This is a genomic window from Pantoea brenneri, from assembly GCF_038594305.1.
GTDB lineage: Bacteria > Pseudomonadota > Gammaproteobacteria > Enterobacterales > Enterobacteriaceae > Pantoea > Pantoea brenneri.
In genome coordinates, this window is record NZ_JBCGBG010000004.1 from 73,428 (window position 1) to 85,773 (window position 12,346).

Here is a 12,346-nt window from a genome sequence, read left to right on the forward strand (position 1 = left end):
TGCTCCGCGCTGTCCCTGTCCAGACTGCCTGCAACCATTACGCCTGACAGGCCAGGCGCTTAGCCATTCTACTCTTCTTCGCTCTTGGTCATATTCAGCACCGGCGGCCGCTCATCAATGCGGGTCACCAGTAACTGGTCGATGCGGTAACTATCAATGTCCACCACTTCAAATTTATAACCGGCAAACTTCACGAAGTCGGTACGCTTGGGAATTTTACGCAGCATATACATCATAAAGCCGCCGATGGTTTCGTAATTGCCTGACTGCGGGAAGTCATCGATGTCCAGTACCCGCATCACATCATCAATCGGCGTACCGCCTTCCACCAGCCATGAATTCTCATCACGCGCCACAATCTGCTCTTCCATGCCCTGACCGACCAGGTCGCCCATCAGCGTGGTCATCACGTCATTCAGGGTGATGATGCCAACCACCAGTGCATATTCATTCATGATCACCGCGAAGTCTTCACCGGCGGTTTTGAAACTCTCCAGCGCTTCAGACAGCGTAAGCGTATCCGGCACAATCAGCGCAGAACGGATCTGCAAGCCGCTGTTCAGCGCCATACTCTGATTTCCCAGCACCCGCAGCAGCAGTTCTTTTGAGTCAACGTAACCGACGATATGATCGATATCGCCGCTGCACACCAGGAATTTAGAGTGTGGATGTTGGGCGATTTTGGTTTTAAGGCTGGTTTCATCTTCATGCAGGTCAAACCAGACGATGTTTTCGCGTGAGGTCATCGACGATGGAACGGTACGTGACTCCAGTTCAAACACGTTCTCGATTAACTCATGCTCCTGTTTACGCAGCACACCGGCCAGCGCACCGGCTTCCACCACCGCATAGATATCGTCAGAGGTGATATCGTCTTTGCGCACCATCGGCAGTTTGAAGATGCGAAAGAAGACGTTAGCCAGACCGTTAAACAGCCACACCAGCGGACGCATTAACAGCAGGCAGAAGCGCATAGGGTTAATGATGCGCAGAGCGATGGTTTCCGGGGCGATCATACCGACCCGTTTTGGCGTTAAGTCGGCGAAAAGGATAAACAGGCTGGTGACGATGGTGAACGAGCAGATGAAACTGAGCTGCTCCGCCAGTTCTGGTGCGACAAAGCGGTTAAACAGGCTGCTGAACGCCGGCGAAAAAGCCGCATCGCCGACAATACCGCCGAGAATAGCCACGGCGTTCAGACCAATTTGCACCACGGTAAAGAACATGCCCGGCGTTTCCTGCATTTTCAACACGCGTTGCGCGTTGATATTGCCCTCATCCGCCAGCAGTTTGAGTTTGATCTTGCGGGCGGCCGCCAGCGAGATTTCCGACAGGGAAAAAAATGCACTGATTACGATCAGTAACAGGATGACAAGTAAGCTATCTAACATAAGAGATCCAAAGGGTTATCCACTTGTCATTTTTGGCCTGGGCAGCGTACAGGTGAGATCGTAACTGATCTGCTTACCCGTCAAACAGGGCTATCCGTGCCAAAAATGTCTGCGCCAGTTCGACAGGAAAGGACAATGTCGGGGCAGAAATGAAAACAGGCGAAATGCCTGTGGTGGCAGATTATAGCAGGTGCTATCACCGGGCCGCCAGAGGGCAAACGCCCTGTTGACGCGCGGAGAGCTGTCCGGTCCGGCGCGGTCTTGGTTCAGATTAATCCGAGTGAAGCCAGCGGCGACAATCATTCCTCTCCACAGCGGTTGTATCGCCCGCGTCATTTACCGACAATAACCGGGCATTTGACTTAGAAGTCGATTTTACGCCGCCGATTAGCATAAAGTGCGGCTATTATGAGGGTGTTGCCGTCGCGCTAGCGCAGGCAAAGATGATTAATAAGTGCCCCGCGGAAAAGGGGCCGGCATGTTTAACAGGAGTACAGGTGCCACGATTTCATGTTTATTGCATGGCCAGCCTGCTGCTTGCCGCGCCCGCCCTTGAGGCGGCAACGGTACGATTACAGGTAGAAGGTTTAACCGGGGATTTGCAAAAAAACGTCAGGGCGCGCCTGTCGACCATCGGCAACGATGAAGTCTCGAACGACGGCCGCTTTCGCGCACGCGTTTCGGTAGCGATAAAAGAGGGGCTGCGCGCGCTCGGCTATTATGAGCCGGAGATTGACTTTGAATCCCGTCCTGCGCCGCCAAAAGGCGGTCGTCCGGTATTGGTGGCGCGGGTCACGCCCGGCGAACCGGTTAAAATTGGCGGCAGCAGCATCGTCATAGAAGGCGATGCACGTAACGATGCCGACTATAAAGCCTGGGTAGCGCAGGGACGGCCCAAAGTAGGCACCCAGCTTAACCACGGTCAGTATGATAAATTCAAAAGTGGTTTTTCTAATCTTGCTCTGCGCAATGGTTACTTCGATGGCAACTTTAAGAAAAGCCAGTTAGGCGTATCGATCGAACGGCGCGAAGCGTTCTGGGATATTGATTACGACAGTGGTCAGCGTTACCGCTTTGGCGATGTCAGCTTTGAAGGCTCGCAAATTCGCGAGGAGTATCTGCAAAATCTGGTGCCCTTTAAGCAGGGCGACTATTACACCTCCCGCGATTTAGCCGAGCTGAACCGCCGTCTCTCCGCCACCGGCTGGTTTAACTCAGTGGTAGTGGCCCCGGAGTTTAAACAGGGCCGCGAAACCAAAGTTCTGCCGCTCAATGCGGTGATGTCGCCGCGTACCGAAAACACCATTGAAACCGGGGTAGGCTACTCGACGGATGTCGGACCGCGCCTGAAAGGCACCTGGAAAAAACCGTGGATCAACGATCGCGGCCACAGTCTGGCAGCCAGCGCCTATGTTTCAGCGCCGGAGCAGCAGGTCGATCTGAGCTATAAAGTTCCGCTGCTGAAAAGCCCGCTGGAGCAGTATTACACCTTCTCCGGTGGCCTGAAGCGCACCGACCTCAACGATACCAAAGCCGATACCACCACGCTGGCGATGTCGCGCAACTGGGACAGCAGCAGTGGCTGGCAGAAAGCGATTAACCTGCGCTGGAGCCTGGACCACTTTACCCAGGGCAGCGTCACCAACACCACCATGCTGCTCTATCCTGGCGTCAGCGTGAACCGAACCCGCTCACGCGGCGGCTTAATGCCGACCTGGGGCGACACACAGCGCTACTCGGTGGATGTTTCTGATACCACCTGGGGTTCGGATGTCGATTTCCTGATTCTGCAGGCGCAGAACGTCTGGATCCGCACGCTCGGTGATAAACACCGTTTTGTCGCGCGCGGCAATGTCGGCTGGATCGAAACCAACGACTTCGAAAAAGTCCCGCCGGATCTCCGCTTCTTCGCGGGCGGCGACCGCAGCATTCGCGGTTACAAATACAAAGACATCTCACCACGCGATGAGGACGGCAAACTGACCGGTGCCTCTAAGCTCGCCACCGGATCGCTGGAATATCAGTACAACGTCAGCGGCAAATGGTGGGGAGCGGTCTTTGTCGACTCGGGCGAAGCGGTCAACGATATCAAACAGAGTAATGTTAAAACCGGCGCCGGCTTCGGCGTGCGCTGGTCTTCACCGGTGGGGCCGATCAAGCTGGATATCGCCCGACCGATTGGGGATGACGAGGAACATGGATTGCAATTTTACATAGGACTGGGGCCTGAACTATGAAGCTGTGGAAAAAGGTCCTGATCGGCATTCTGATTTTTCTGGTGCTGCTATTAGGCGGCGTGGCGTTTTTAGTCGGCACCACGCCCGGTTTACATCTGCTGCTAAACGGTGCCTCACGCTGGGTGCCGGGCTTATCGATCAAGCAGGTCGATGGTGGCTGGCGTAATCTGACCCTGAGCGGATTGCGTTATGAGATGCCCGGCGTCAGCGTCGATGCCGGTCAGATTCACCTCGCCGTCGATCTCAACTGTCTGCTGCACTCATCGGTCTGCGTGAACGATGTTTCGCTGAGCGATATCAGCGTGGTGGTCGACAGTAAGAAAATGACGCCGGCCAGCGAGCCGCCGCCGGAAGAGGAGAGCGGCAACGCCAACCTCAGCACGCCTTATCCAATCACCCTGCGGCATCTCGGCCTGCACAATATCAATGTGAAAGTTGATGACACCGCCATCTCGCTGCTGGATTTCACCACCGGCCTGCAGTGGCAGGATCGCGCGCTGACGCTTAATCCGACCCATATTCAAAGCCTGCTGATTGCCCTGCCGAAAGCGGCGCAGGTTGCTGACGAGCAGGTGGTACAACCGAAAGTGCAGCAGCCGAAACCGGCGGAGAAGCCGCTGGGTGAAACCCTGCAGGCGATGTTCGCGCAACCGCTGCTGCCGGCGTTACCCGATTTCCGCTTGCCGCTGGATATTGATGTGCAGCAGATCCTTGGCGAACAGCTGCGCATCACCGGCGACACCGACATTGCGATCGGTCGGCTGCTGCTGAAATCCAAAACCGCTGACCGCCAGATGCAGCTCAGCACGCTGGAGGTGGACTCGAACCTCGGCAAGCTGAACGGCAGCGGCCAGGCCACGCTGGCGGATAACTGGCCGGTCGATTTCACCCTTAACGGTGACGTGAATACCGATCCGATCAAAGGCGAAAAAATCGCGCTGAAGCTTAACGGTGCCATGCGCGATGAGCTGAAGCTGGCGCTCAACCTTTCCGGTCCGGTGAAAGCACAGCTCGATGCTACTACCCAGCTGGCGGTGGCGGGTTTGCCGCTGTCGCTGCGGCTCACCAGCCCACAGCTGCGCTGGCCTTTAACCGGTGCGGTGCAGTACCAGGCCGATAACCTCGACTACCAGTTCAAAGGCAAAGCGACCGACTACGTCATGTCGCTGCGTACCGCGGTGAAAGGGGAAACGGTGCCGCCGGCGAACATTTCACTGACGGGTAAAGGTAACGTCGAGCAGTTCAGCCTCGATAAACTGCGCATCGCGGCATTGCAGGGCAATATCGATCTGACTGCGCTGGTCGACTGGAGTAAGGCGATCAGCTGGCGCAGTGAACTGACGCTGGCCGGCATCAATACCGCTCAGCAGTATCCCGACTGGCCCGCCCGGCTGGATGGCAAAATTACTACCCGCGGCAGTCTCTACGGCGGAAGCTGGCAGTTAAGCGTGCCGCAGCTACAGCTGAAAGGGAATGTGAAGCAGAATGCGGTCACGGCGGATGGCTCGCTCACCGGCAACAGCTACAACCAGTGGAAGATACCCGGCATTAAACTGGCGCTGGGTCGTAATCATCTGGATGTGAAGGGCGCTTTGGGTGAGCAGCTGGATCTTGATGCCAGCATCGACGCGCCTCAGCTCGACAATGCGCTGCCGGGCCTGGGCGGCGTGGTCAACGGAACGATTAAAGCGCGTGGCACCCTGAGCGCGCCGCAGCTGCTGGCCGATCTCAATGCCCGTGGCCTGCGCTGGCAGCAGATGCAGATTAACCGCGTCACGCTGAACGGTGATGTCCGCTCCGGCGAGCAGGTGGCCGGCAAGCTGCAGTTGCGCGTCGAACAGCTGAAGCAGGATGCGCTCAGCATTAACCTGCTGACCCTGAATGCCGACGGCAACGAGCATCAGCATCAGCTGAAGCTCAATGTGCAGGGCGAGCCGGTGTCAGGTCAGCTGGCGCTGAACGGCAGCTTTGACCGCCAGGCGCAGCGCTGGAAAGGCGAACTGAACAATACCCGCTTCGATACCCCGGTAGGAGAATGGCGACTGACGCGGGCGATGGCTATCGACTACCTCAATAGCAAACAGACCGCCACCATCGGGCCGCACTGCTGGCAGAACCCGAATGCCCAGCTCTGCGTACCGGAACCGGTGGAAGCCGGTCCGAGCGGCAAGGCGCACGTGGTACTGAATCGCTTTGATCTGGCGATGGTTAAACCGTTCATGCCTGATGCGACCCAGCTCAGCGGCGTGTTCAGCGGTGACGTGCGGGTTAACTGGCGTGCCGGCGAAGGCCTGCCAACCGGTACGGTGTCGCTGAAGGGTAACGGCGTCAAAGTTCAGCAGGATGTGCAGGGCAATACGCTGCCCGTCGCCTTCGATACCCTGAACCTGAATGCGGCGCTGCGTGACGGCCGTGCGCAGCTCGACTGGCTGATCCGCATCGCCAACAACGGTCAGCTGGATGGTAACGTCCAGATCACCGATCCGGAAAACCGCCGCACGCTGGGCGGCAACGTCAATATCCGCAACCTGTCGCTGGCGATGCTGAACCCGGCATTGATGCAGGGCGAGAAGATCAAAGGCAACCTGAACAGCAGTTTACGGCTGGCGGGCAGCGTGCAGCAGCCGCAGGTGTTTGGTCAGCTCGGCCTGTCTGATGTCGATGTTGATGGCAGCTTCATGCCGGTCGATCTGACCGCCGCCAACCTCAATCTGGTGTTTAACGGCATGAGTTCGACCCTCAACGGGCTGATTCAGACCGCGCAGGGCAATATCAACCTCAACGGTAACGCCGACTGGAGCCAGCTTGATAACTGGCGTGCACGTGTAGCGGCGCAGGGCAGCCGGGTCCGGGTAACGGTGCCGCCGATGGTGCGGATGGATGTCTCGCCGGATCTGGTGTTTGAAGCCACGCCTGCGGCATTTAACCTGTCGGGCCGGGTGGATGTTCCCTGGGCGCGCATCACGGTGCAGGAAGTGCCGGAAAGCGCCACCGGCGTCTCTTCGGATGAAGTGATGCTGGATCAGAACCTCAAGCCGATTCAGCCGCAAACCGCCGCCATTCCAATCAACAGCAATTTGGTGATCCACGTCGGTAATGATGTGCGGCTCTCCGCGTTCGGACTGAAAGCGAAGCTTAATGGCGATCTCAAACTGGTGCAGGACAAATCCGGTCTCGGCCTCAACGGCCAGATCAATATTCCTTCCGGCCGTTTCCACGCCTATGGCCAGGATCTGATTGTGCGTAAGGGCGAGCTACAGTTTGCCGGACCGCCTGACCAGCCTTACATCAACCTTGAAGCGATCCGTAACCCGGAGGCGACTGAAGATGATGTCACCGCCGGACTGCGCGTCACCGGCCTGGCAGACGAGCCAAAAGCTGAAGTCTTCTCCGATCCGGCGATGTCGCAACAGGAAGCGCTCTCTTACCTGCTGCGCGGTCAGGGACTCGGCAGCGACGGCGACAGTAACGCGTTAACCTCAGCGCTTGTTGGCTTAGGGGTTGCACAAAGTGGGCAGGTTGTGGGTAAAATCGGCGAGACATTCGGTGTCAGTAATCTGGCCCTTGATACTGCCGGTGTTGGCGACAGCCAGCAGGTGCAGGTCAGCGGCTATGTACTACCGGGTCTGCAGGTAAAATACGGTGTTGGCATATTTGATTCACTGGCGACGTTAACCTTGCGTTACCGCCTGATGCCTAAACTCTATCTGGAAGCCGTGTCCGGTGTGGATCAGGCTCTCGATTTGCTCTATCAGTTTGAGTTTTAGCAATGCGAATAATTGTCTACGGCAGTTTACGGCGCAAACAGGGAAACAGTCACTGGATGACGAATGCGCAATGGCTGGGTGATTTCCAGATTGAGGGCTTTGAGCTCTACAGTCTGGGACATTATCCCGGCGTGATTGAAGGCAATGGAGCGGTGCAGTGTGAAGTGTACCGCATTGATGCCTCCACCCTTGGCGAGCTGGATGCGTTACGCACCAAGGGAGGGGAGTACAAACGTCATCTGATTCAGACGCCGTTTGGCAGCGCATGGCTTTATGTTTATCAACGCTCAGTGGCAGGACGCCAGCGTATCATGAGCGGGGACTGGCTAAAGCGTGATGAAGAGCCAGAGGCCTGAACAAAAACACCGTCCAGTTGGACGGTGTTTTTTTTTCGACTTATCGGCTGACAGCAGAATTACTTCTTCTGTGCGCGCTCGTAAGAGGAGATGATTTCGGCTTTAGCAGCTTCGGCATTATCCCAGCCATCCACTTTCACCCATTTGCCTTTTTCCAGATCTTTGTAATGTTCAAAGAAGTGGGTGATCTGTGCGCGCAGCAGTTCTGGCAGGTCGTTCACATCTTTAATGTGATCGTACTCTTTAGAGAGTTTGGTGTGCGGAACCGCAACCAGTTTGGCATCTTCGCCAGACTCGTCGGTCATTTTCAGCACGCCAACCGGACGGCAGCGGATCACAGAACCTGGCTCCAGCGGGTATGGCGTTGGGACCAGCACGTCAACCGGATCACCATCCAGTGACAGGGTGTGGTTGATGTAGCCGTAGTTGCACGGATAGAACATGGCGGTAGACATGAAACGGTCTACAAACAGGGCACCAGACTCTTTATCAACTTCATATTTGATCGGATCGGCATTGGCCGGGATCTCAATGATTACGTAGATATCTTCTGGCAGGTCTTTACCTGCTGGCACCTGGTTCAAACTCATCGGGCATTCCTTCAGTAGTCGTATGTTGAGTGTCGGCTATTATAGCCAACTGACTCTGAAAGTATGCCCTCTTTTTGGCGTTTCGGAATGCACCCTAACGCTACTTTGCCGCGACAAACAGCGAAACAATCCCGGCTGCAATCAGCGGTCCGACCGGCACGCCGCGGAAAAACGCCACGCCAATCACCGTACCAATCAATAACCCGCCAATGACCGAGGGCTGAACGCTCATAAAGTTAACGCCGCGACCGCCCAGCCAGGCGACAAAAATGCCGACCAGAATCGCCACGATCGACTTCCAGTTGGCAAAGGATTTGAGCAAGGTTGAGGCGGGCAGCGATCCGCTGGCCAGCGGCGCCATCACCGCCACGGTCAGGATAATGATGCCTAAGGTAATGCCCTGCTTCTCTACGTAGGGGAAAAATTGCGCCAGCGGCGTAATCTTGATCGCCAGCAGCACCAGAATGGAGATGGTGACGGCGTTGTTGTGAACGAAATAACTCAGAATCGCGAGGCAGATCAGAATAATGGTCGAGGCATAAGCAGCCATGGTTTCTCCCTGAAAATGAATGGATGCGCTGAGGACTTCAGCCAGCGCATAAACGGGTGGTAATCAACAATCATCCGGATTAGCGCAGCTGCCGGTGCTCAGCGATTGCAACATCAGCGCCTGGTTACGCACCAGGCTGACGCTCTGCGCACTCAGCGCCACGCTGCCGAGCGTGCCCTGCGCGCTGAGCTGACTGCGGCTGGCCGCCAGCCAGCTGTCGCGGTAGCTGAGCCAGGCACGCTGGGCCTGACGCAAGCTGTTTTTAGGCTCGCCGGTTAACCGGTTCATCAGTTTGCCATACTGATTATTCATCTCCTGATCCCAGGCTTTACTGGCTGCGGCATAACACTGATTCATCGCAAGGGTGGTCGATGCGCCGTTCAGGCAGTGCGCCAGAGCGGCATCCGCCGGCCGATCCTGCGCCATTGCCACGTCGCTGGCCAACAGCAGGGCCAGAAGCCATCCTGTTTTCATTATTCTTCCCCGGGTAACTGATAAGCGGCGTCCAGCTTGATAGATGTCTCCGTGATGATCAAGTCGATAACCATTCATTAAGGTTAAAGTTTAGCGGAGTGATGGCCGATACCTGTTCCGTTTTAGGGCCGCTGGAAATTTCGCCTTTTCTCATACACGGAAACTATCAAGATGAAACAGTTATCACTTCGCACGGGGTTGCTGGCATTGCTGGCATTTATGACACTGCTGCTGTTGGCGGTGAGTTTTATGGGTATCGTGGCAATTAACAAAGGGAACCGGTCGCTGGATGTGATTAATCGCATTCAGGGAGTTGAGCTGAACAGCCTGTATCAGAGCAACGCGGATTTAATGCGCGCCCGCGCCAACGCGGCGCTGGCGGTGAGAAAAATTGAAATTGGTTTGCTGGAAGAGGGGGCCGGCGTCACTAAGCTGGCACAGGCCGATGTGCTGACATCACAGCAGAACCTGAAGCGTTTTATTGATGCGGGCACGGTCACGGCACACGGCAAAAAGCTGGCGGATGCGGTGGCAGGCAGCTACAAAGCCTATCTTGAGCAGGGCATCCGGCCAATGATGAGCGCGCTGGATAAGCAATATACCGACGAATATTACCAGCTGCTGGAGGGCAACCTGGCCTCACTGGCTGCCCGCTACAGCAAAGCGGTGGATGATTTCGGCCAGTACGCCAATCAGGTAACCGCCGCGCAGCTGGCTCAGGCGGCCTATAACGAAACCAAAATGAAAGTTCTGATCGCCGTTGCTGTGGTGCTGACGCTGCTGTTGCTGGTGCTCGCCTGGCAGCTGCTGCGCCGGATGCTACTTCAGCCGCTTAACAACGCCATTGTGCATCTCGAGCAGGTTGCCGCCGGGGACTTATCACAAACCCTGCCGGCAGCCGGTAACAATGAACTGGGACGGCTCAACCATGCGCTGGCAGAGATGCAGCAGGCGTTGCGCGCCTCGGTCAGCCAGGTGCGGGAAGCCAGCCTGCAAATCGACATCGGCAGCCGTGAACTGGCCGCGGGCAACGTCAATCTGTCGCAGCGCACCGAAGAGTCCGCAGCCTCGCTGGAGCAGACTGCAGCCAGCATGGAGCAGTTAACCGCAACGGTGCGGCTCAATGCCAGTAACGCGCAGCAGGCACATCAGCTGGCGAATGCGGTGTCAGATACCGCCGATCGCGGCGCCGAAGTGGTGTGCTACGTGATGGAGAAAATGCATGAGATCACCGACAGCGCCAATCGCATCGGTGACATTCTCAGCGTAATCGACGGTATCGCCTTCCAGACCAATATCCTGGCGCTTAATGCAGCGGTTGAAGCGGCGCGCGCCGGTGAGCAGGGCCGCGGCTTCGCGGTGGTTGCCAATGAAGTGCGCACCCTGGCGCAGCGCAGCGCCAACGCCGCCAAAGAGATCCGTACGCTGATCGGGGATTCGCAGACACGGGTCAAAGAGGGCAGCGAGATGGCGACGCGTGCCGGGGAAACCATGGATGAAATTTCAGGTGAGGTGATGCGCGTCACCGCGCTGATGAAAGAGATCTCGATGGCCTCTGACGAGCAGAGCCGCGGCATTGAGCAGGTCAACCTGGCAGTAACGCAGATGGATGAAGCCGCACAGCAGAACGCCGCGCTGGTGGAGCAGGCAACTGCGGCGACCCAGTCGCTGGAGGCCCAGTCCGGTCAGCTACAGGCGACCATGGCGCAGTTCCGCTTGCAGCCGGCCTGAAAGCAAAAAAAAGGGCGCGATATTCGCGCCCTCAGACAGCAGACCAACTCAATGTGATGGGAGCACTCATCAGTAGCAAAGCATCGCGGGCCACGGATGGCACACGCTGAGCAGCCACGGATGGCATTTTTGCGTCTTTGCGGAGGACGTTTGCTCCCTGAGCCAGGGCCTGTTTAATAACGTCAGGGCGCGATATTCGCGCCCTTTGATTGTCGCCAGATTAGCCCTGGCGGCAATCCGGGAATTCGCCCAGGAAACGCTCAACGTCGTTGACCATCGCCTCGTTACCGCAGTAAAACGGGCAGCGCTGATGCAGCGTGACCGGCGGGATATCCAGAATACGTTTCTGACCATCGCTGGCCTTACCGCCTGCCTGCTCCGCGAGGAATGCCATCGGGTTGCACTCATACAGCAGACGCAGCTTACCTTGCGGATGGCTGGCGGTGCTTGGGTAGAGATAGATGCCGCCCTTCAGCAGGTTACGGTGGAAATCGGCGACCAGCGATCCGATATAGCGGGAAGTGTAAGGACGGTGCGTAGCAATATCCTCTTCCTGACAGAACTTCAGGTATTTCTTCACGCCCTGCGGGAAACGAATGTAGTTACCTTCGTTAATCGAATAGGTATAACCGGTTTCCGGGTAGGTCATGCGCTCGTGGCTCAGGCAGAAGACGCCCAGCGACGGATCGTAGGTGAACGCATGCACGCCTGCGCCGGTGGTGTAGACCATCATGGTTGACGAACCGTACACCACGTAACCGGCAGCGACCTGCTTGTTGCCCGGCTGCATAAAGTCAGCTTCGACAACCGGCGTACCCGGCTCACTGACGCGGCGATAGATAGAAAAGATAGTACCGACAGAAACGTTAACGTCGATGTTCGACGACCCATCCAGCGGATCCATCAACACCACGTACTTACCGTTTTCCTCACCTTCAAAGATAACGAACTCGTCCTCTTCTTCAGACGCGATACCGGCGACGATGCCACGGGCTTTCAATGCCGCTTTCAGTTTTTCGTTGGCGAACAGATCCAATTTCATCTGCTGCTCACCCTGAACATTCTCAACCCCACTGGCACCGAGAATATCCACTAAACCGGCTTTGTTAATGTCGCGGTGGATAATTTTGGCACCCAGCTTGATGGCTGAAATCAGCGCCGTCAGTTCACCTGTGGCGTGCGGAAAGTCGTGTTGCTTCTCGACGATAAATTCGCCTAACGTTTTCATAACACATTCCCTGAATCTTCGA

At 56.6% G+C, this 12,346-nt stretch carries 9 protein-coding genes; 4 read left to right on the top strand and 5 right to left on the bottom strand.

Annotation, left to right across the window (positions count from 1 at the left end; all coding sequences use genetic code 11):
- Window positions 1-68: 68 nt before the first annotated feature.
- Complete coding sequence (gene paeA / locus AABB92_RS16445; protein WP_031376402.1) at window positions 69-1,391, bottom strand: polyamine export protein PaeA; 1,323 nt, start codon at window positions 1,389-1,391, stop codon at window positions 69-71.
- A gap of 521 nt (window positions 1,392-1,912) precedes the next feature.
- On the opposite strand from paeA, the gene tamA reads away from it, so the two are divergent.
- From tamA to AABB92_RS16460, 3 genes are read left to right on the top strand one after another with little or no spacing between them, the layout of a single operon-like run.
- Window positions 1,913-3,628 (top strand): autotransporter assembly complex protein TamA, encoded by a 1,716-nt coding sequence (gene tamA, locus AABB92_RS16450; RefSeq protein ID WP_193387673.1) that lies wholly within the window; start codon window positions 1,913-1,915, stop codon window positions 3,626-3,628.
- Entirely contained in the window at window positions 3,625-7,395 is a 3,771-nt protein-coding gene (tamB, locus tag AABB92_RS16455; RefSeq protein ID WP_046289268.1) for an autotransporter assembly complex protein TamB, read from the top strand. Before tamA ends, tamB begins: the two co-directional genes overlap by 4 nt.
- Window positions 7,396-7,397: 2 nt before the next feature.
- Window positions 7,398-7,751, top strand: coding sequence for a gamma-glutamylcyclotransferase family protein (locus tag AABB92_RS16460; protein ID WP_031376400.1), 354 nt, complete (start codon window positions 7,398-7,400; stop codon window positions 7,749-7,751).
- 59 nt (window positions 7,752-7,810) lie between these two features.
- On the opposite strand, the gene ppa is transcribed toward AABB92_RS16460, so the two are convergent.
- The 3 genes from ppa to AABB92_RS16475 form a co-directional block, all read right to left on the bottom strand.
- The gene (gene ppa / locus AABB92_RS16465) at window positions 7,811-8,341 is read right to left on the bottom strand and encodes an inorganic diphosphatase (protein ID WP_031376399.1); all 531 of its coding nucleotides are present in this window, start codon (window positions 8,339-8,341) and stop codon (window positions 7,811-7,813) included.
- Between the two features lie 100 nt (window positions 8,342-8,441).
- Complete coding sequence (locus AABB92_RS16470; RefSeq protein WP_031376398.1) at window positions 8,442-8,891, bottom strand: DUF441 domain-containing protein; 450 nt, start codon at window positions 8,889-8,891, stop codon at window positions 8,442-8,444.
- 63 nt (window positions 8,892-8,954) lie between these two features.
- A complete protein-coding gene (locus AABB92_RS16475; RefSeq protein ID WP_031376397.1) occupies window positions 8,955-9,365 on the bottom strand; it encodes a lysozyme inhibitor LprI family protein in 411 nt (136 codons plus the stop codon).
- 171 nt (window positions 9,366-9,536) lie between these two features.
- On the opposite strand from AABB92_RS16475, the gene AABB92_RS16480 reads away from it, so the two are divergent.
- Window positions 9,537-11,096 (top strand): methyl-accepting chemotaxis protein, encoded by a 1,560-nt coding sequence (locus tag AABB92_RS16480; RefSeq protein WP_031376396.1) that lies wholly within the window; start codon window positions 9,537-9,539, stop codon window positions 11,094-11,096.
- A 220-nt stretch (window positions 11,097-11,316) separates the two neighbouring features.
- Here AABB92_RS16480 and fbp read toward each other — a convergent pair whose 3' ends face one another.
- Window positions 11,317-12,324 carry a class 1 fructose-bisphosphatase gene (fbp, locus tag AABB92_RS16485; protein WP_031376395.1) on the bottom strand — a complete coding sequence of 336 codons (1,008 nt, stop codon included), beginning with the start codon at window positions 12,322-12,324 and terminating at the stop codon, window positions 11,317-11,319.
- Between the last annotated feature and the right edge of the window lie 22 nt (window positions 12,325-12,346).